General features: G+C 63.7%; 21 protein-coding genes and 1 tRNA gene. 11 read left to right on the forward strand and 11 right to left on the reverse strand.

The genetic code is table 11. The annotated features are described in order from the left end of the window. From CH293_RS20120 to CH293_RS20130, 3 genes are all read right to left on the reverse strand, one after another. Window positions 1-94 (reverse strand): NAD(P)-binding domain-containing protein (locus tag CH293_RS20120; protein WP_255122945.1); only part of this gene is annotated, 94 nt, incomplete at its 3' end. A gap of 9 nt (window positions 95-103) precedes the next feature. Then, a complete protein-coding gene (locus CH293_RS20125) occupies window positions 104-931 on the reverse strand; it encodes a hydroxypyruvate isomerase family protein (protein WP_094721307.1) in 828 nt (275 codons plus the stop codon). 14 nt (window positions 932-945) lie between these two features. After that, on the reverse strand, window positions 946-1,338 hold the full coding sequence (locus tag CH293_RS20130; RefSeq protein ID WP_037110157.1) for a gamma-glutamylcyclotransferase: 393 nt from the start codon (window positions 1,336-1,338) through the stop codon (window positions 946-948). Window positions 1,339-1,558: 220 nt separating this feature from the next. On the opposite strand from CH293_RS20130, the gene uraD reads away from it, so the two are divergent. The 8 genes from uraD to CH293_RS20170 all read left to right on the forward strand — a co-directional run bounded on the left by uraD (window position 1,559) and on the right by CH293_RS20170 (window position 9,516). After that, complete coding sequence (gene uraD, locus CH293_RS20135; protein ID WP_094721308.1) at window positions 1,559-2,089, forward strand: 2-oxo-4-hydroxy-4-carboxy-5-ureidoimidazoline decarboxylase; 531 nt, start codon at window positions 1,559-1,561, stop codon at window positions 2,087-2,089. After that, window positions 2,090-2,422 (forward strand): hydroxyisourate hydrolase, encoded by a 333-nt coding sequence (gene uraH / locus CH293_RS20140; RefSeq protein WP_094721309.1) that lies wholly within the window; start codon window positions 2,090-2,092, stop codon window positions 2,420-2,422. 2 nt (window positions 2,423-2,424) lie between these two features. Further along, window positions 2,425-3,315 carry a factor-independent urate hydroxylase gene (gene pucL / locus CH293_RS20145; protein ID WP_094721310.1) on the forward strand — a complete coding sequence of 297 codons (891 nt, stop codon included), beginning with the start codon at window positions 2,425-2,427 and terminating at the stop codon, window positions 3,313-3,315. Between the two features lie 11 nt (window positions 3,316-3,326). Further along, entirely contained in the window at window positions 3,327-4,841 is a 1,515-nt protein-coding gene (locus CH293_RS20150; RefSeq protein ID WP_217900776.1) for a nucleobase:cation symporter-2 family protein, read from the forward strand. Window positions 4,842-4,906: 65 nt separating this feature from the next. Beyond that, window positions 4,907-5,656 (forward strand): IclR family transcriptional regulator, encoded by a 750-nt coding sequence (locus CH293_RS20155; protein WP_037110162.1) that lies wholly within the window; start codon window positions 4,907-4,909, stop codon window positions 5,654-5,656. Between the two features lie 106 nt (window positions 5,657-5,762). After that, on the forward strand, window positions 5,763-6,623 hold the full coding sequence (locus CH293_RS20160; RefSeq protein WP_094721311.1) for an SDR family oxidoreductase: 861 nt from the start codon (window positions 5,763-5,765) through the stop codon (window positions 6,621-6,623). 28 nt (window positions 6,624-6,651) lie between these two features. Then, entirely contained in the window at window positions 6,652-8,133 is a 1,482-nt protein-coding gene (locus CH293_RS20165; protein WP_094721312.1) for an NAD(P)/FAD-dependent oxidoreductase, read from the forward strand. 189 nt (window positions 8,134-8,322) lie between these two features. Beyond that, window positions 8,323-9,516: an Ig-like domain-containing protein gene (locus CH293_RS20170; RefSeq protein ID WP_052059273.1), complete on the forward strand. Its 1,194-nt coding sequence runs from the start codon at window positions 8,323-8,325 to the stop codon at window positions 9,514-9,516. On the opposite strand, the gene CH293_RS20175 is transcribed toward CH293_RS20170, so the two are convergent. The 3 genes from CH293_RS20175 to orn form a co-directional block, all read right to left on the reverse strand. Next, entirely contained in the window at window positions 9,513-10,232 is a 720-nt protein-coding gene (locus CH293_RS20175; protein WP_241483767.1) for a M23 family metallopeptidase, read from the reverse strand. The two genes, CH293_RS20170 and CH293_RS20175, sit on opposite strands and share 4 nt — an antisense overlap. Before the next feature lie 319 nt (window positions 10,233-10,551). Then, window positions 10,552-10,627 (reverse strand) — tRNA-His (locus CH293_RS20180). A gap of 87 nt (window positions 10,628-10,714) precedes the next feature. Continuing rightward, window positions 10,715-11,317, reverse strand: a complete 603-nt coding sequence (gene orn / locus CH293_RS20185) for an oligoribonuclease (RefSeq protein WP_080732968.1) — start codon at window positions 11,315-11,317, stop codon at window positions 10,715-10,717. 105 nt (window positions 11,318-11,422) lie between these two features. Here orn and CH293_RS20190 point away from each other — a divergent pair, with 105 nt between their 5' ends. Beyond that, window positions 11,423-13,165, forward strand: a complete 1,743-nt coding sequence (locus tag CH293_RS20190; protein ID WP_141217199.1) for a helicase HerA-like domain-containing protein — start codon at window positions 11,423-11,425, stop codon at window positions 13,163-13,165. A 31-nt stretch (window positions 13,166-13,196) separates the two neighbouring features. Here CH293_RS20190 and CH293_RS20195 read toward each other — a convergent pair whose 3' ends face one another. Further along, window positions 13,197-13,721: a DUF3558 domain-containing protein gene (locus CH293_RS20195; protein WP_094721314.1), complete on the reverse strand. Its 525-nt coding sequence runs from the start codon at window positions 13,719-13,721 to the stop codon at window positions 13,197-13,199. Between the two features lie 113 nt (window positions 13,722-13,834). Here CH293_RS20195 and CH293_RS20200 point away from each other — a divergent pair, with 113 nt between their 5' ends. After that, window positions 13,835-14,446: a hypothetical protein gene (locus CH293_RS20200; RefSeq protein ID WP_094721315.1), complete on the forward strand. Its 612-nt coding sequence runs from the start codon at window positions 13,835-13,837 to the stop codon at window positions 14,444-14,446. Between the two features lie 4 nt (window positions 14,447-14,450). Here the strand turns inward: CH293_RS20200 and cmrA are convergent, their stop codons facing one another. From cmrA to CH293_RS20215, 3 genes are read right to left on the reverse strand one after another with little or no spacing between them, the layout of a single operon-like run. Then, a complete protein-coding gene (gene cmrA / locus CH293_RS20205) occupies window positions 14,451-15,254 on the reverse strand; it encodes a mycolate reductase (RefSeq protein WP_094721316.1) in 804 nt (267 codons plus the stop codon). Window positions 15,255-15,306: 52 nt separating this feature from the next. Next, complete coding sequence (locus tag CH293_RS20210) at window positions 15,307-17,343, reverse strand: NADPH-dependent 2,4-dienoyl-CoA reductase (RefSeq protein ID WP_094721317.1); 2,037 nt, start codon at window positions 17,341-17,343, stop codon at window positions 15,307-15,309. Further along, a complete protein-coding gene (locus CH293_RS20215; protein ID WP_037110187.1) occupies window positions 17,340-17,867 on the reverse strand; it encodes a PadR family transcriptional regulator in 528 nt (175 codons plus the stop codon). Before CH293_RS20215 ends, CH293_RS20210 begins: the two co-directional genes overlap by 4 nt. A gap of 129 nt (window positions 17,868-17,996) precedes the next feature. Here CH293_RS20215 and CH293_RS20220 point away from each other — a divergent pair, with 129 nt between their 5' ends. Further along, complete coding sequence (locus CH293_RS20220) at window positions 17,997-19,319, forward strand: MFS transporter (RefSeq protein ID WP_094721318.1); 1,323 nt, start codon at window positions 17,997-17,999, stop codon at window positions 19,317-19,319. A gap of 2 nt (window positions 19,320-19,321) precedes the next feature. Here the strand turns inward: CH293_RS20220 and CH293_RS20225 are convergent, their stop codons facing one another. Beyond that, a complete protein-coding gene (locus tag CH293_RS20225) occupies window positions 19,322-20,155 on the reverse strand; it encodes an alpha/beta hydrolase (protein ID WP_094721319.1) in 834 nt (277 codons plus the stop codon). Window positions 20,156-20,188: the final 33 nt, after the last annotated feature.

The raw sequence follows: 20,188 nt of genomic DNA on the forward strand, positions 1-20,188 counted from the left end.
TGTTGTAGCCGACGACTGTGTGTCCGGCCTCGGCGAGATGAACGGACATGGGGCTTCCCATGATCCCGAGACCGATGAAAGCGATTGTGCTCATGGAGATTCCTTACGTGGAGGTGGGGGCGGCGACCCAGGACGAGGTATCGCGCAGCCAGGAGAAGGTGTCGGGGCGAGTGGCCTTGTACTCGACGCCGATGTAGCCGTCGTAGCCGTTGCCGCTCAGTTGCGACAGGTAGGCGGGCAGGTCGAGCGTTCCGGTTCCGGGCTCGCCGCGGCCGGGGGAGTCGGCGATCTGAACGTGACCGATGAGGTCGGAAAAGGAGTCGAGTGCGGCGGCGACGTCGTCCCCGTTGACGTCGAGGTGATACAGATCGGCCAGCAGACGAAGACTGTGTACGTCGTGGTCGCGCTCGACACGTCGAATGACGGCTACGGCGTCGTCGGCGGTCAGGAGCGGATATGCCGGTGCACCGCTGACCGGCTCGATCAACACGACGGCGCCGATCTCGGCTGCAGCGGCCCCGGCGGCAGCCAGATTCTCGGCCGCGACACGATCCTGCTCGGCGGGATCGGTGCCGTCGATTCGGTTTCCGTACAACGCGTTGAACGCGCCGGTGCCGAGCGTCTTGCCGATGCCGACAGTGACGTCGATGTTGTCACGGAAGGCACGAACCTGCGCGGGGTCGCTCAGAATTCCGCGGTCGCCCGCAGGCATGTCACCCGCGGCGAAGTTCAGTCCGGTCAACCGAACGCCTGCATCCCGGACGGCGGAGACGAACGCGTCCACATCACGGTCGCCGGGAACCGGAGTCGGAAACGGCCACCAGAATTCGACGGCGTCGAACCCCGCCGCCTTCGCGGCAGCCGGTCGCTCCAGCAGCGGAACGTCGGTGAACAGGATGGAGCAGTTGACTGTGTACGAGTTGTTCTGCATTGCTGTACCTTTCGTCATCTCGGGACCGGGAGCCCGCGATATTGTCGCCAACCTCCAGTGTGAGTGATGTCGGTCAGATCGTCCGGGTGCTCCTCGAGAACCCAGGGGCGCAGTCCCACGCCCAGAACGGAACGCCCGTCCTCGAGTTCGACGACTGTCAGCTCGAGCTCCGGTGGCTCGTCGGGCAGAAACGCAGTCCGGATGTCGTCGAGTGGGATGTCGTAGAGCTCGCCGTCGATCGCCGCTCCTGCAGCGTCGTCCAGCAGTAGTGCCGGGAACTCGTCGCGAACCGAGTAGAAGCGGTACTTGGCGGTCGTTCTGGCGGTTCCGACGAATGGGTGGCCGGCGACATTGTGGTGAAGGTTGCCGCCGCGCATGGCTCCGCCGTTGCAGAACAACTCGGTCATCTATGCCTCCTCGGATCGAATGAATTTCGCATTGTGGAATAAAAATTCCAGCGATGAGGAAAGTGTGATGCACCGCACGGCGATCTGTCAACAGTATGGAACCCCGCCGGTGGCAATTCCATGATGCGAAATCCGTTGCGCTCCAATGATCATGACGTCTCGGCAAACTCGTCGGCACAAACCCTTGACATCAATATGTGATGGCTGTCACGCTCAATATATGGAATCGACATTTCGCATTACGGAATTAGGAGAGGCGGGCGCGGCGGAGCGTCTGAACGCAGCCGCCGAACCCGACGTGCGGAGGATGCTTGCAGCGGCACTCGACGTTCCTCGTTGGATCGAGCACATGATCGGGCACCTGCCGTACGAGGACGACGACGAGTTACGCCGGGCCGTGTTCGCTGCGGCAGCCCCACTGACCGCCGACGAGATCGACCGAGCGCTCGACGTGCACCCTCGCATCGGGGAACGCCCGGAGGGCGACGACGACCACGCACGCAGTGCCCGGGCGGAGCAGGCGGGCCTCGACATGTCGGCCACCGACGTCCGGCGACGGCTGCGCGACGGAAACATCGCCTACGAGAGGCGCTTCGACCGAGTGTTTCTCGTTCGCGCTGCCGGCCGGAGCATCGACGACATCGTCGACATGCTGGAGCGTCGCCTCGGCAACGAACCGGATGTCGAGGAGCGCGTCGTCGAGCGTGAACTCCGTGAGATCGCCGCCGTGCGATTGGCGAAGGTGTCGTAGATGCCCGGACGTAGCTTCGTCACCACCCACGTGCTCGACTCGTCCAGTGGTGCTCCTGCACAGGGCGTTTCGGTCGTACTCGCGAATGCTCGGCAGGAGATCGCCCAGGGCGTCACCGATTCCAACGGGCGCATCGAAAGCCTGGGCCCCGACGCTCTCGACCCAGGCCGATACCGCCTCACCTTCGACACCGGCCGCTACTACGCCGACCGTGACGTCCACACCTTCTACCCCGCAGTCGAGATCGTCTTCGAGACAGCCCCGGACGCCTCGCACTACCACGTACCACTTCTTCTCAGCCCGTTCGCATTCACGACTTATCGAGGGAGCTAGACATGAGCATCGTTCTCGGAGCAAATCAGTACGGAAAGGCCGAATGCCGCCTGGTCAGAATCGACCGGGACACTCCGCGTCACCGCATCACCGACGTCAGCGTCACCTCCCAGCTGCGGGGTGATCTGGAAGCCGCCCACACCGTCGGCGACAACAGTCACGTCGTCGCGACGGACACCCAGAAGAACACCGTGTACGCCTTCGCCCGGGACGGACTCGGCGCAATCGAGGACTTCGCTCTGCGTCTCGGCCGGCACTTCACCGACAGTTTCGACTGGATCGACGGCGGGAGGTGGGAGATCGAGCAGTACAGCTGGGCGCGAGTACCGTCGGGCACCGACGGCTACGACCACTCGTTCGTCAAGAGCAGTGACGAGAAGCGCAACACCGTCGTGACCATCGACGAAACCGGCCCGACGGTGATCTCCGGCGTCAGCGATCTCGTCGTCCTGAACTCCACGGCATCGGAGTTCTGGGGATACCCCAAGGATCGGTACACCACGCTGAAGGAGACGACCGACCGCATTCTCGCGACGTCGGTCAGCGCGCGGTGGCGGTACCTGTCCACCGACCTCGATTTCGACAAGGTCTTCGACGACGTCCGGTCGATCATGCTCGACGCCTTCGCATCCACCCACTCGTTGGCGTTGCAGCAGACTCTGTTCCAGATGGGAACCCAAGTCCTCGAAGCGCACCCGGAGATCGGCGAGATCAAGTTCTCCATGCCCAACATCCACCACTTCCTCGTCGATCTCGAGCCGTTCGGACTCGACAACCCAGGTGAAGTGTTCTACGTCGCCGACCGGCCGTACGGACTGATCGAGGCGACGGTGAAACGCGACGACGTTCCCGACGCCGGGCACGTGTGGGCCACCGTACCCGGATTCTGTTAGGAGCGAAGGCCATGAAGCTGAGGAAGGCCGGGAGCGGAGCCCGCAGGAGTGACCAGGATGAGGCCGGGAGCGGGGCCCGCAGGAGTGACCAGGATGAGGCCGGGAGCGGAGCCCGCAGGAGTGACCAGGGCAAGGCCGGGAGCGGAGCCCGCGGGGATGGTAAGGGCGATCAGGGGCGTCCGGAGGACGAGCGCCTGTCGATCGGTAGGTCGTATCTCTATGGATTGCAACATATCCTGACGATGTACGGCGGGGTGATCGCGCCGCCTCTGATCGTCGGCGGTGCGGCCGGGTTGAACGGCACCCAGATTGCGGTTCTGGTGTCGGCTGCGCTGTTCGTCAGTGGTGCTGCGACGATGCTCCAGACCCTCGGGCTTCCGTACGTCGGCGCGAAACTGCCCTTGGTGCAGGGTATTTCCTTCGCGTCCGTGTCGACGATGGTCGCTATCGCCAGTGGTCCCGACGGTTTGAACTCGGTGTTCGGTGCGATCATCGCGGCCGGTGCGATCGGCGTTTTGATCACGCCGTTCTTCAGCAAGATCGTCCGGTTCTTCCCGCCGGTCGTGACGGGCACGATCATCACGGTGATCGGGATTTCGCTTCTTCCGGTCACGGTGCGGTGGGCGATGGGTGGCGACCAGGGCGCCGCTGATTGGGGGTCGATGTCCAACATCGGTCTCGCCGGCTTCAGCCTCGCCGTGGTGCTCCTAGTCAGCCGGTTCGTGCAGGGAACTCTCTCTCGCCTGTCGATACTCATCGGAATCGTCGTCGGCACCGGGTTCGCGTTCGCCGTCGGCAAGGCCGATTTCTCCGACGTGGGCACTGGCAGTTTCTTCGCCTTGCCGGAGCCGTTCGCATTCGGTGCACCGGTCTTTCAGATCGGCGCGATCATCTCGATGGTCGTCGTCATTCTGGTCATCATGACCGAGACGACAGCGGACATTCTTGCCGTCGGCGAGATCGTCGGAACGGACGTCGATGCTCGTCGGGTCGGGGACGGGCTCCGGGCGGACATGATCGCGACGACGGTTGCACCGGTGTTCGGGACTTTCCCGGCGAGTGCCTTCGCGCAGAACGTCGGACTCGTGGCCGTCACCGGGATCAAGAGCCGTTACGTGGTGGCCGCGGGCGGTTCGGTGTTGTTGTTCCTCGGTCTCTTTCCGGTGTTGGGCCGGGTGGTGGCGTCGGTGCCGTTGCCCGTGCTCGGTGGAGCGGGAATAGTGTTGTTCGGCTCGGTTGCGGCCAGTGGAATCAGAACCCTGTCCAAGGTGAACTTCGACGGGAACCTGAACCTCGTCATCGTCGCGGTCGCGCTGGGATTCGGCGTCATTCCGATCGCGGTGCCGGGTTTCTACTCGGCCTTCCCCGAGTGGGTGCACGTGGTCTTCGACTCGGGCATCAGTGCGGCGAGCATCGTGGCCGTGGTTCTGAACATCGCTTTCAACGTGTTGACCAAGGGAAACAAGGCATCACCGTCCGTGGTCACAGCGGCACCGCCCGTGGCCACACGACACCACTCCACCTGAGTCGAGCGGTGAAGGCCGGCAGGTGAAATAGGGTAGCCGTAACCGAACGAGTCGAGAGGTGATCCATGGCGGTGGGTGGCGGAGTGCAGTCGGTCGAGCGAGCATTCGAGCTTCTCGACATCATGGCGGCCTCGGGAGGCTCGATCGGTATCAGTGAACTTGCCGAGGCGGCCGATCTGCCGATGCCCACGGTGCACCGACTGATCGGAACTCTGGTGACGCTCGGTTACGTCCGCCGGCTCGCCACCCGTCGGTACGCGTTGGGCACCAAGTTGATCGGATTGGGCGACAGCGCAACCAAACTGATCGGGGGGTGGGCCAAGCCGTATCTGTCCGAGCTCGTTCGGCAGACGCACGAGACGTCGAACATGGCATTCCTGGAAGACGACATGGCCGTCTACGTCGCGCAGGTGCCGTCGGAGCACGCCATGCGCATGTTCAACGAAGTGGGTCAGCGTGTCCTTCCTCATTCCACCGGGGTGGGCAAGGCGCTTCTGTCTCAGCTGCCCGACGACGAGGTCCGTGCCCTCGTCTCGCGAACCGGTATGGCTCCGCGGACGGTGAACACGCTGAACACTCTCGATGCACTGCTCGCCGATCTTGCCGTCGTCCGATCGCGTGGGTACGCGATCGACGACGGTGAGCAGGAGGTGGGAGTGCGGTGCTTCGCGGTTCCCGTCATCGGTGCTCCGACGCTCACCGCCATGTCCATTGCCGGGCCGACCGCGCGGGTGACCCTGGAGTCCGCCGAGCAGTTCGTTCCGCTCCTGGTGTCCGCAGCCGAGCGGTTGTCGAAGGATCTCCAGCCTCGTTGATGTCGCAGCCTTGCTCGGTGCAATCTTGACACCCGTCCGTATCAGATGGAAAGTGACACCTAGCAGTTCCCAATACGGGGGGAACGGAAACTGGAGGTGACGGGCGATGCCCACACTCTCGAACAAGGTTGTCTTCATCACGGGCGCGGCGCGCGGTATCGGTGCGGAAACAGCCCGTGCACTGGCGGCCCGGGGGAGCAAGCTGGTGTTGACCGACGTCGACGAGGAGCCACTGCTCGCTCTGGGCGTCGAGCTGGGCGACGCCGCGGTCACCGTCGTGGCCGATGTCCGCGACCTCGACGCGACGCAGGCCGCGGTCGACGCAGGCATTGCGCGCTTCGGCGGCATCGACCTCGTGCTGGCCAACGCCGGTATTTCCAGTTACGGTTCGGTACTCCAGGTCGACCCCGCCACGTTCGCGCGAGTACTCGACATCAACGTCCTCGGGGTGTTCCACACCGTTCGGGCGGCGCTGCCGTCGTTGATCGAGCGCAACGGCTACGTCCTCGTCGTGTCGTCGCTCGCCGCGTTCGCTGCGTGCCCCGGCCTGGCGGCGTACAACGCGAGCAAAGCCGGGGTCGAGCAGTTCGCGAACGCACTGCGGCTCGAGGTCGCACACCAGGGCGTCGGCGTAGGGTCGGCCCACATGGCCTGGATAGACACTCCACTCGTTCAGGACGCCAAATCCGATCTCGGTGCGTTCCGCGAAATGCTCGAGGTCATGCCAGGGCCGTTCGGGCGAACGATGACCGTCGACAAGTGCGTCGACGCCTTCGTTGCGGGGCTCGAAAGTCGCAAGAGGAAGGTGTACGTGCCCGGCTGGGTCGGAGTGGCGGGCAAGTTCCGTGCCGTCCTGAACTCGGCAGTGGGCGACAGAGCGCTGCTGAAGCACGTACCGAGGTTGCTTCCCAAGATGGATGCCGAAGTCGCCGCACTCGGGCGCTCGACCAGCGCACGCAACAAGTAGACCAGACGGCACGGACGAAAGAGTTTCGATGACAACGACATCCCCCTCCGACACTTCGTCGCGAACCGAGACGGAATCGGTCGACTTCCTCATCGTGGGCGCAGGCCTGTCCGGTATCGGCGCGGCGCATCACCTTCAGGCGAAGCTACCCGGCAAGACGTACGCGATTCTGGAGAGCCGCGGCGCAATCGGCGGTACGTGGGACCTGTTCCGGTATCCGGGGATTCGGTCGGATTCGGACATGTACACACTGGGGTACAACTTCCGCCCATGGGCGGGCGACAAGTCGATCGCCGACGGCAAGGACATCCGCGAGTACATCGAGGACACGGCGAAGGACGAGGGGATCGACCGTCACATTCGGTTCCACCACAAGGTCGTGTCCGCGGAATGGTCCACCGCGACGTCCAAGTGGACGGTGACGGCTCAGCGTTCCGGCGGAGAGGTCGTGACGTTCGAGGCGTCGTTCCTGATGTGCTGCAGTGGGTACTACGACTACGACAAGGGATTCACCCCGGAGTTCGCCGGCATCGAGGACTTCGGTGGCACGGTGATCCACCCACAGAAATGGCCCGAGGATCTCGACTACTCCGGCAAGAAGGTCGTGGTCATCGGCAGCGGCGCTACTGCGATCACGTTGGCGCCCAATCTAGCTCGTGAAGCGTCGCACGTGACGTTACTGCAGCGCTCGCCCAGCTACATCCTGTCGTTGCCATCCGAGGACCAGGTCGCGCTCGGCCTGCGCAAGTACCTTCCCGCACGTGCCGCATACGGAATCACCCGGACGAAGAACGCCTTGACCGCGATCGGGCTGTACGTGCTCTGCCAGCGTTATCCGGGGTTCATGAAGAAGCAGATCAGAAAATTGCAGGAGGGGTGGCTTCCGAAGGGGTACGACCTGGACACCCATTTCACACCCCGGTACGACCCGTGGGACCAACGGCTCTGCCTCGTTCCCGACAACGATCTGTTCCGCTCGATTCGCAAGGACGAAGTGGACATCGTCACCGATCACATCGAGAAGTTCACCGACTCCGGCATCGATCTGAAATCCGGCGAGCACCTGGATGCCGACATCGTCGTCACGGCGACCGGACTGAACCTCGTGGCGTTCGGCAATGTGACGCTCTCGGTCGACGGCCGCGTCGTCGACCTCACGGACACGATGGCGTACAAGGGCATGATGCTGACCGACGTGCCGAATTTCGCGTTCGTCGTCGGATACACCAACGCATCGTGGACGCTCAAGGCCGACCTGGTGTCCGATTACGTCGCCAGGCTGCTCGCACACATGGACAAGACCGGCGCGCGAGAAGTGCGGCTGAAGCGCGATGCATCGGTCGGGGAGGAGCCGTTCCTCGACTTCGCGGCCGGTTACGTTCTCCGCTCCGTCGATTCGTTCCCCAAACAGGGATCGTCGGCTCCGTGGAAATTGCGCATGAACTACTTTCGCGATTTGCCGGCTCTGCGGTACGGCAAGCTGGTCGACGACAACATGAGCTTCCGGTGATCCGTCACCGACGGCGCCGACACGGCCTGTGACGTAACACAGGTCAGTAACGGGCCGATTGGTATTCGAACGTTACTCTCGGAGCGGCATTTCAAGTGGATGCGCAGGTGATGGCCTGGCATTATGTGGTCGAAGTGTCCGTTTTCGGTGGGTACTCGCAAATCGGTCGGTCGTGAAGTGGAGTGGCGCATGAGGATCTCGCGCGGAGTCGTGTTGGCGGCTGTCGCATCGGTGGCGGCAACGGTCGTTCTGTCCGGATGTGCATCGACGAACGACAGCAAGATCGACGCTGCCCCCATCGACTCCAACCCGATCGCCGAGCTCCTCAAGCCCAAGCTGACCTCCACCGTCGACGACGGTGCGGTCGGATTCTCCCCGGCGGATCCGGTCACGGTGAGCGTCGTCGACGGCAAGCTCGCCGGCGTCACGATGCTCAACCCCGAGGGCGTGCCCGTATCGGGGGCAATCTCGCCGGACGGTCTGAGCTGGACCAACACCGAGCCGCTCGGATACAACCGAAAGTACCGCGTGCAGGCCGACGCGTACGGGCTCGGCGGATCGAGCACGACAGTCAGCTCGTTCACCACCAGTCAGCCCGGTAACTTCACCAAGCCGTACGTCATGCCGAGCGAAGGCGCCGTCGTCGGCATCGGTCAGCCGGTCGCCGTCCAGTTCGACGAAACGATCACCGACAAGATCGCCGCTCAGAACGCCATCCAGGTCACCACGACACCCGCCGTCGAGGGCGCGTTCTACTGGGTCAACGACCGCGAGGTCCGCTGGCGGCCGCAGAACTACTGGGCGTCGGGCACGCGCGTCGACGTCGCGGTCAACGTGTACGGCCGTGACCTCGGCGACGGTATCTACGGCCAGGAGAACGCGTCGACGTCGTTCACCATCGGCGACGCCGTGGTCGCGACGGCCGACGACAACACCAAGCAGGTGACGTTCAACGTCAACGGCCAGGACGTCATCACCATGCCCACGTCGATGGGCAAGGACAGCACACCGACCGACAACGGCGTCTACATCATCGGCGACCGCTTCGATCACCTCGTCATGGACTCGTCCACGTACGGAGTGCCCGTCAACTCCTCGGCCGGCTACCGCACCCCGGTCGACTGGGCCGTCCGGATGTCGTACAGCGGCATCTTCTTCCACTCCGCCCCGTGGTCCGTGGGGCAGCAGGGATATTCCAACGCCAGCCACGGATGCCTCAACCTGAGCCCGTCCAACGCCAAGTGGGTCTTCGACAACACCAAGCGCGGCGACATCGTCGTGGTCAAGAACACCGTGGGCGGCACATTGTCCGGCGTCGACGGGCTCGGCGACTGGAACATTCCGTGGGAGGAATGGAAAGCCGGCAACGCGTCGAGCGTCTAGTCGGAACCCTGCTTCTCGTATCGAGCGGGATCGATACCGAGTGTCTTCAGGTAGGCCACCGGTTCGATGCTCGATCCGTTGTTCCTGACCTCCAGGTGCAGGTGTGGCCCGGTCGAGTTGCCGGTGCTGCCGACGGATCCGATCCGATCGCCCGCGTTCACCGTGTCGCCGACCTCGACGTCCACGCTGGACTGGTGGCCGTAGTACGTGACGGTGTTGCCGCTCTTGATCCGAACCAGGTTGCCGTAGCCGTCGCCCGCATCTCCCGCCTGTTCGACGGTTCCGCCCGTCACGGCGTAGATGGGCGTACCTGACGGTGCTGCCAAATCGACACCTTGATGGAACTGACCGCCGTTTCCGGTGGGGTTGTTGCGGCTGCCGTAACCGGAGGAGATCTCGTAGCTTCTGGCGGGGAGCGGGAGGATCGAGCCACCCAGGCCCACCGATGGGGGAGCGGTCGAGGCCTCCGGCTCGTCGGACGAAGTGTCCGGCGCCGGGCCGAAGTCCGAGTCGAGAATGACGGCTGCGACCTCGTTGATCAGTACTCCGGTCGCGTCCAGAACCGCGGCGAGTATGGCCGCTCTCTGCTGCGCGTCCGGCTGTGGAATCGGGATTTCGGGTAGTTCGATGGTCGGCTGCGCCGTGGCGACGGTGGGGTTGATCAGACCCGTGGTACCGAGGCACAGCGCCGCCGACAACATCGAACCCGCAATCACCTTGTGAACTCTTCGACCCACGTGAACTGCCTCCTGATCTAGTGCCCGACTCGAACGAAACTGGGCTAGAACTGCTGGTGGCGCGTTTCGGGGCACGTTGAATCAACACTGCAAGTTCACAGCTTTCACGTTGGTACTTTTCTTCCCCAAAAGTGCCATTTGTAACCGTACGTCACATGAACCTCATAGGAAACTCGAAAGTTGAATTACAACAACGTAATTCAGCGAGCTGGGCGATGGGCGTAGGTCGACGCGGGGGGACGGACCTCGAACAGCAAAAAAGCCGGCCTCCGTACGGAGACCGGCTTTCTCGCTTCTATGGGGTGAGTGACGGGACTCGAACCCGCGACACCCAGGATCACAACCTGGTGCTCTACCAGCTGAACTACACCCACCATAGCCACATCTTCTTCGCCCGTTCAGGCTCTGTTTCAGCAGCGACGACAATACTAGCGGTTCGATTCGTCAGTTGCGAATCGCCCCTACGACGGTGTGTCGAGCCCTTCGACGACGGCAGCAATTTCGCTGGTCGAAGGGCCAGGCTCGGGCACGAACACCGTCTGGCGGTAGTACTTCAACTCCTTGATCGACTCCTTGATGTCGGCCAAGGCGCGGTGCGCGAGCCCCTTCTGTGGTTGGCCGAAGTAAATCCGCGGATACCACCGACGCGTCAGCTCCTTGATGGAACTGACGTCGATCATGCGGTAGTGCAGGTATGTGTCCAGCTCGACCATGTCACGGGAGATGAATCCGCGGTCGGTCGCAATGGAGTTTCCTGCCAGAGGCACCGTCCCGGCCACCGGAACATGCTCGCGGATGTACGCCAGCACCTGCTGCTGTGCTTCCTCGAGCGTCACCGTCGACGCACGCACCTCGTCGGTCAGCCCGGACTTGGCGTGCATCTTCTTCACCACATCCGGCATCGACGCCAACGCGTCGTCGTCGGCGTGGATGACGATGTCGACACCCTCGCCGAGAATCTCCAGTTCGCTGTCGGTGACGAGCGCCGCGATCTCGATGAGCTTGTCCTTCGACAAATCCAGGCCGGTCATTTCACAATCGATCCACACAAGTTTGTCCTGCACACGACACAGACTAGTGCGACCATGCTCACCGCTAAGGTTTGCGGTGGCGATTGCAGTGCGAGCCGAACGACAGCAAGCACAGAGAACCAAGGAGCATCGATAGACATGACGGTCGATCCGGCGTCGGAAGGTTCCACCACTCTCACCCCCGCGGAGAAGGCGAAGGCTGCCAAGGCCGCTGCCGTGGAAGCGGCCCGAGTTGCCGCCGAGGCTCTGGCTGCAGCAGAGGCGGCCGAGAAGGAAGCGCTGAACGCCGAAGCCCAGGTCACCGAAACCGAGGGCGCCGCGGTACCGGCTGGTGTGGCAGCGGAGATAGCCGCGGGTTATCAGTCCTCGGGAGCCGCATTGAAGCTCGGAACCGTCGTCCTGGACGGCGTGACGGATCCAGCCGCTGAAATTCGCATTCCCCTCGCGACGCTGAACAGGCACGGATTGGTCGCGGGAGCGACCGGTACCGGGAAGACGAAGACACTGCAAGGGATTGCCGAACAGTTGTCGAGCGCAGGCGTCCCCGTTGTCATGGCCGACGTCAAAGGCGACCTGTCCGGGCTGTCGTCCCCAGGTGCGGACAACGAGAAGATCAGGGCGCGTGCAGTGGAGACCGGAGATTCCGACTGGAGTCCGACCGGTCACCCCGTCGAATTCCTCTCGCTCGGCACCGACGGCATCGGTATCCCTGTGCGTGCGACCATCACCGCGTTCGGTCCGATACTTCTGAGCAAAGTGCTGGGACTCAACAACACTCAGGAATCGACACTCGGCTTGATCTTCCATTGGGCGGACAAGCAAGGCTTGGCATTGCTGGATCTCAAGGATCTGCGTGCCGTCATCACCCATCTCACCAGTGACGAGGGCAAGGCGGATCTCAAGGGCATCGGCGGTGTATCGGCTGCGACCGCGGGTGTCATCCTGCGTTCCCTGATCAACCTCGAAGCCGACGGAGGAGACACCTTCTTCGGTGAACCCGAGCTCGACACCGAGGATCTTCTTCGGGTCGGCGCCGACGGCAAGGGCATCATCACGCTGTTCGAGCTGGGGGCCCACGCCGCCCGGCCGGTGATGTTCTCGACGTTCCTGATGTGGGTCCTGGCCGACATGTTCCAGACCCTGCCCGAGGTCGGCGACATCGACAAACCCAAGTTGGTCTTCATCTTCGACGAAGCTCACCTGTTGTTCGCCGACGCCTCCAAAGCCTTTCTGCAGCAGGTAGAACAGACCGTCAAGCTCATCCGTTCGAAGGGCGTCGGTGTGTTCTTCTGCACACAGCTCCCGACGGACGTGCCGAACCAAGTGCTGTCACAGCTGGGCGCGCGAATTCAGCACGCGCTGAGGGCATTCACGCCCGACGACCAGAAGGCGCTGAACAAGACCGTCCGCACCTACCCGAAAACCGAAGCGTACGACCTCGAGAAGGCACTCACCTCGCTCGGCACAGGCGAGGCCATCGTCACCGTGCTCTCGGAGAAGGGCGCGCCGACGCCGGTGGCATGGACCAAGATTCGCCCGCCGCGCTCGGTGATGGACACCATAGGCAACGACGCCATCGGCGCTGCGGCGTCGGCGAGCACGCTCGGACCCAAGTATCGCGAGACCATCGATCGCGAGTCGGCCTACGAGAAATTGGAGGCCCGGGTCACCGATGTGCCTGCGCCGACCGAAACGTTCGACATCCCACCGTTGCCTGCGGACCTGCCCGATCTACCGCCACTGGAACCTGAAGGGCCCTCTGCGGCGGAACGAATCATGGGTAACCCCGCAGTCAAGAGTTTCCTCCGTTCTGCAGCTTCGGCTGCCGGACGGGAAATTTCACGCAGCATTTTCGGCACAGGCCGTCGCCGTCGACGGTGAGGGTACGGCCGCAGCCGCGTGAGCGAGTGGTTCACGCGGTGCGGGAGTACCCGTCCAACACGTCGGTCATCGCGGCCTCCAGTGCATCGAAGGTGTCGATCTCCACCTTCGCCTTGATGTAGTTCAGGCTGAGCGTCAGGTCGTCGAAGTACGCAATGAGTCGCCCAGACGTGCCCGCGATGTTGTACACGTTGACCGGAACGCCCGCGATGTCGACGATGTCGTCGTTCGGATCGGCGTCGGTCTGCCCGCGCACCCACAGCGTCAGATTCGGCAGAAGGTAGCGGCTGTTGCCGTCCCAGGTGCAGCCCCCGTCCGGTGTCTTCGGTAGTTCGACCGGCTCGATGTCCGCCAAGCCGAGACGAGTGCGCGTGTTCTCGGACAGGACCGAGCACGGGTCCACCTCGGCGGCTGCGTCGGTCGGCGGATCGGGTTGCACCGTCTCGCCGTTCACCGCGTAGGTGACCTCGTGCCGACTACATCCTCCGATCAGCACGACGGCGGCCACGGCGGCAGTCACGACAGCGGTGGACACGATGGGTGCGCGGTCGATCATCGAACAAGTCCTCCCGGGCGGTTTGTCCGTTTAGCCTAGGAGGTGGTTTCACCCTGCGAAACCGGTAGAACTACTCATATCGGCCGCCCCGCGGTAGCGAGAGGATCGACTGCATGAAGAAATCCTGGTTGGTACCACCCGTTGCGATCGCGGCCGTCGTCGGCTGCAGTTCGGGTTCGGCTAGTGCGCAGCAGGCTCTGGAGTTCCCGGACTCCGTCGCCGGGCTTCAGACGATGCAACAGCAGATGGAGCGATTCGACCGAGACGACGACTCGGGTCCGCAGCGCGAGGATGCCGTCGCGGGGCTCAGCGCCGCGTACGACGGGGCCGACGCCGCCGCACAGGGATACGCGGACGAGTCGCTCTTGGTTCTGGTGACGGTCTATGCAGTCGATGCGCCCAGCCCTCGCTTGTGGAGTACGCAGGCGGGCGATGCCATCGCCGAACGGCTCCGGTTGCCGTCGCCTCCCGAACGCATCGAGACCTCGGGTGACGCCGAGTGCCTGGTGACGGTGAATTCGCTGGTGCCGGCCGGAGTGGAGCCTGGGGAATCGACCGAATCAGGCAGAAGTACAGGCCCGACACGACCGGATTCGACGGTCCTGCGGTGCCAAGGCGTCCGTGACGGGGTGACGGTGCTGATACCGGAATTGGCCCCGTCGATGGATACCGACACCGCGTTGTCGATCGTGTCCGATTCGCTGGACCACTTCCGCCCTCGGTGAGGGTTCAGCCGCCGAGCTTCTTGTAGAAGCTTCCGACGATGGGGGCCGAGATGGCGCGCGGACTGTACTGGCCCGCGATCGACATGCCCTTGGACAGCAGGCCCGGCACTACACGCATCTTGTTCTTCGCCAACGAATCCAGCGACAGCTTGGCCGTGTAGGCGCTGTCGATCCACAGGAAATCCGGGACCAGCTTGTCCACTATGGATGCGTCGGCGGGATCAGGAGTCTCGGTGCGAACAGGGCCAGGGGCCAGCAGGGTGACGTTCACTCCGCTGTCCTTGAGTTCGAGCCGTAGCGACTCGGAGAACGTGTTGACGAACGCTTTCGTCGCTGCGTACGTCGCATTGTTCGGGATGGCCATGTTCCCGGCCGCCGAACCCGTGATCAGAATTCCGCCGCTGCCCCGCGCCACCATTCCCGGAATGACAGCGAGCGTGAGATCGTGCACGGCGACTGCATTCAGTTCCACCTGATCCCGTTCGTAGGCGGGGTCGAGGTTTGCGACCGGCCCGAACGTGGCGATACCTGCGTTGTTGCACAGAATGCTGATCTCGCGCTTCGCCAACTCGTCGGCGAACGATACGCGGGCATTCCGGTCCGACAGATCGAGAACTCGGACCTCGACGGTCACTCCGTGCGCGGCACGGAGTCCGGTGGCAAGTGCCTCGAGCAACTCACCCCGCCGTGCCACGACAATCAGTGAATGGCCGCGGGCGGCGAGTTCGGTGGCCAGCGCTTCGCCGATTCCGGAGGACGCTCCGGTGACGACAGCACGGGCTTCGGGCGCGGGACTGGGCAGGCTCACGCTGAGACAGGGTAGTGGATGAATCCACCTGGCTGGAATCACCTGGCTGGAATCAGATGGATGCAGCGAGGCGTGTTCCTTGCTCGATCGCGCGCTTGGCGTCGAGTTCGGCAGCGACATCGGCGCCCCCGATGACATGGGTCGTCGTTCCCGCGGCTCGTAGGTCGTCGACGAGATCGCGGACGGGTTCCTGGCCCGCACACACGACGACGGTGTCGACGGCGAGCGTGCGTGGACGCTCGTGGCGCTCGCCGAAGGTGATGTGCAGACCCTCGTCGTCGATGCGTTCGTAATTCACGCCGGAGAGCTCGTGCACGCCTTTGGCTTTCAGCGCCGCGCGGTGCACCCATCCCGTCGTCTTCGCCAGCCCCGCGCCGATTCGTCCCTTCTTGCGCTGCAACAGGTAGACCTCACGCGGCGACGGCGCGGGGACGGGTGTGGTGAGCGCCCCCGGCGCCGCTTCCGGTTCGGTGACACCCCACTCCTGCTTCCATTCCTTCAGGTCCAGCGTGGGGGAGGCGTCGGTCGTCAGAAATTCCGCGATGTCGACACCGATGCCGCCCGCCCCGATGACGGCCACGCGGTCACCCACCGGTCTTCCGTGCTCGACGACATCGGCGTAGGACAGCACCGACGGGTGATCGATACCGGGTATCGACGGGATTCTCGGGACTACTCCCGTCGCGACGATCACCTCGTCGAAATCGCCTGCGACGAGCTCGACTGCGGTGACGCGCCTGCCCAGGTGGACCGCCACGTCGGCGTCGCGCAGCGCTGTCGTGAAGTAGCGGATGGTCTCGGAGAACTCCTCCTTGCCTGGAATGCGCTGTGCGATACCGAATTGGCCACCCAGTGCCGGCCTGGACTCGAACAGGCTGACGGCGTGGCCGCGACGGGCAGCTTCGAGTGCGGCGGACAGCCCTGCCGGACCGCCGCCCACGACCGCGACCTTCTTGGTTCTGCGGGCAGGCATCAACTGCAATTCGACTTCACGTCCCGCGCGGGGGTTGACCAGGCAGGAGACTGTTTTGTGGACGAACGCGTGGTCCAGACACGCCTGGTTGCACGCGATACACGTGTTGATGGAGTCCGCTGCGTTCGCTTCGGTCTTGCGCACCCAGAACGGGTCGGCGAGCATCGGCCGGGCCATCGAGATCAGCTGTGCGTCACCGCGTGCGAGGATTCCTTCCGCGATGTCGGGCATGTTGATTCGATTCGACGCCGCCACCGGGATGTCGACATGCTTGTCGAGCTTTCCGGTGATGTCGGCGAACGCTGCACGCGGAACCGACGTGACGATGGTGGGAACGCGGGATTCGTGCCAGCCGATGTCGGTGTTGATGACGTCGACGCCGACGCTCTCCAAATCCTGCGCCAGGGCGACGATGTCGCTCCAGCTCTGTCCACCCTCGACGAGATCGGCCATGGACAATCGGAACATCACCAGGAAGTCGGTGCCCACCGCCTCTCGGATACACCGGGCGATCTCGACCGCGATACGACGCCTGTTCTCTGCGCTTCCACCCCACTCGTCGCGCCGCTTGTTGGTGCGCTCGGAGAGGAACTGATTGATGAAATATCCTTCGCCGCCCATGATCTCGACGCCGTCGTACCCAGCGGACCGAGCCAGCCGCGCACACCTCACGAAGTTGCGGATCTGCCACCGCACACCTCGTGCGGTGAGGCGCCGCGGGCGAAATGGGTTGATGGGGGCCTTGATCGACGACGCCGACACACTGAACGGCTGATACGAGTATCGACCTGCATGCAGGATCTGCAGAGCGATCTTGCCGCCTTCCGCATGCACCGCGTCCGTGATCGTGCGATGTCGCCGCGCCTCGATTCGGTTGGTGAGCTTGGCGCCGAACGGGAGGAGCCATCCGGTGCGATTGGGTGCATAGCCACCGGTGACGATCAGCGCGACGCCACCGCGCGCGCGTTCGGCGAAGTAGGCCGCCAGTCGAGAGGTGTCTCGTGCGCGGTCCTCCAAACCGGTATGAATGGATCCCATGATGACGCGATTCTTCAGAGTGGTGTTGCCGACCTTCAACGGCGACAGAAGAATCGGATAGTTCTCGGTACCGGTCACAATCGCTCCAATATCTCGTCGCACCATTCGGCGAAGCCCTCCTCGACTCGGATTCCGCCGCGCAGTACCAAGTATTGATGCAGTGCGGTACCCGAGAGGGAGGACGGTGATGGGAAATCGCGTTTCTCGATGAGTCGGAAGATCTCGAGCCTGTCCGCATGGACATCCCGGTGTCGGCGGACCTCGGTGCGAAGCGCCTCGACGTCACCGTGTGCTGCGCCCCGGATCTTGACGGCCAGTTCCTCCCGGAGCGCGCTCGGATCGGTGGGTCGGGCGATCCAGCGATCCAGCTCGTCGAGCCCGCTCCGGCTGACCGAATAGACCTTCTTGTCCGGCCGACCGTCCTGCACTACGGAGGCGCCCACGATCCACCCGGCCGCGTCCATACGCGTCAGCACCCGGTAGATCTGCTGATGGCTCGCGCTCCAGAAGAAGCCGATCGACTTGTCGAATCGGCGCGCCAGTTCGTAACCGGAGCCGTTCGATTCGGTCAGGGAAACGAGTATCGCGTGCTCGAGTGCCACGACAGCCAGTATGTATGCAACACGGTGACTATGCAACCAGGTGCATATCCTGCAGTGCGATGCTGTGCTGGACGTGCTTGCTCTCCGGGGTCATTCCCGCAGGCTCCACTCCCGGCTTAGGCTTTGCCCATGAACACTCCGGCCGACACCGCCGTCGTAGGCGTCGCGACGACCCGAAAGCAGGTATTCGCCTGGGGTATCTGGGATTGGGGATCTGCCGCCTTCAACGCGGTGATTCTGACGTTCGTGTTCTCGGTGTACCTCACCGATGCGGTGGGCGACGACCTGCCCGGATCGATCTCGGCGACGTCGTGGTTCAGTTGGGCGATCGGAGCAGCAGGCGTCGTCATCGCGATACTTGCGCCTGTCTCCGGCCAACGCTTCGACGCCCGTGGCCGCCGAAAGCGCTCGTTGGCGTTGTTGACGGGGCTCACCGTCGCGTCGATGGCCGGCTTGTTTTTAGTCGCCGACGACTATCACTACCTGTGGCTGGGCCTGGTACTGCTCGCCGCAGGCTCGATCCTGTTCGAACTGGCCAGTGTTCCGTACAACGCCATGCTTCGTCAGGTCTCCACGCCGGCCAACATCGGCCGCGTGTCCGGATTCGGTTGGTCGATGGGGTATTTCGGCGGCATCGTTCTGCTGTTGATCTGCTACTTCGGTTTCATCACCGGTGACGGTGACACCAGAGGACTGTTCGGCATCACCACCGACGGTGGCATGAACATTCGGCTCGTCGCCCTGCTGGCCGCGGTGTGGTTCGCCGTCTCCGCGATTCCCGTCCTGCTCACCGTTCCCGAACTGCCGTCCACCGAACAGGATCCAGGCGCCGCCAAGGCGGGAATGCTGGAATCGTACAAAGTACTGTTCCGCGACCTCCGCGAGCTGTGGACTGCCGACAGACGCAGCGTCTACTTCCTGATCGCGAGCGCTCTGTTCCGCGACGGCCTGGCCGGGGTGTTCACGTTCGGTGCTGTTCTGGCGGTGAGTGTCTACGGCATCAGCTCGGCAGACGTACTGCTCTTCGGCGTCGCCGCCAACGTCGTCGCCGGTCTGGGCGCGGTGACCGCCGGTCGATTCGACGATCGATCCGGACCCAAATCCGTCATCGTGTTCTCTCTCGTGGCGATGATCGTCGCGGGGATCGTGCTGTTGTTCGTGTCCGGCCCGGTGCTGTTCTGGGTGTTCGGGTTGGTGCTGTGCCTGTTCGTCGGGCCGGCGCAGTCGTCGTCGCGAACCTACCTGGCACGTCTGGCACCACCCGGGCGCGAGGGTCAGTTCTTCGGTCTGTACGCCACGACCGGCCGTGCAGTCTCGTTCCTCGCACCCACCTTGTTCGGGCTGTTCGTCTGGCTGTTCGACGCGGACCGTGCCGGCATCGGTGGACTACTCGTCGTGCTGTTCGTCGGGTTACTGGCTTTGCTCGCCGTGAAAGCGCCCGACAAGGTCTGATCTCACGACACCCGCGACTGGGCGACTCGCCGCAGGATCTCGTCGGCCAAACGTTCGGGGGCTTCCTCGGGAATCCAGTGCGAAATTCCGTCGAGTTCGACGAATGTGTAGTCCGCGTCGACGAATTCGCCGCATTGTTCGGCGCCCGCACGGCCGATCGCCGAGTCCTGGTTGCTCCAGACGTAGGTCGTCGGAACGGTCACCGGTGGGAGGCGTCCGAACTCGTTGGTCATTGCGCGATACCACTCCAACGCCGCGGTCAAAGCCCCCGGCTGTTGCAGGTGTCGGACGTAACGGTCGTCCGGGCTGCGATCGGAGAACATGGCCCGCAGCCTGCGTGCGTCGTCTTCGAGCAGCACATCCTCGGCTTTACCTGCTTGTCGCAACAGGCCCATGTAAGTCGAGCGCTCACGCTGGTCCGCGTCCTCTCGAAGCGCTCGGTTGAACGCAGCCGTGTGGGGCACGGACACTGCAACGAGCGAACGAACGTGTTCCGGATGCCGTGCGGCGAGTTGCCACGCCACGGCGGCACCCCAGTCGTGTCCGACGACGTGCGCTGACTCCAGGCCGAGTTGGTCCAGGATCCCGACGACGTCGCCGACGAGATTCTCCACGCGATAGGCCTCGGTGCCGAGCGGACGTGCGCCGGGTGAGTATCCGCGTTGGTCGGGTGCGATGGTGAACAGCCCGTGTTTCACGAGCGTCGGTGAGATCCGATCCCAGCATGCGTGCGTTTGCGGGAAGCCGTGCAGCAGCACCACCGGTTCCGCGCGTGCCTCTCCGGCGATCGACACGTCGAACACCAGATCGTCGACGGTTACTTCGGTCATCGTCATGTGCGGTTCTCCCAGCTGAGGTCGAGTGGACCT

This window comes from Rhodococcus sp. 14-2470-1b (assembly GCF_002259415.1).
GTDB lineage: Bacteria > Actinomycetota > Actinomycetes > Mycobacteriales > Mycobacteriaceae > Rhodococcoides.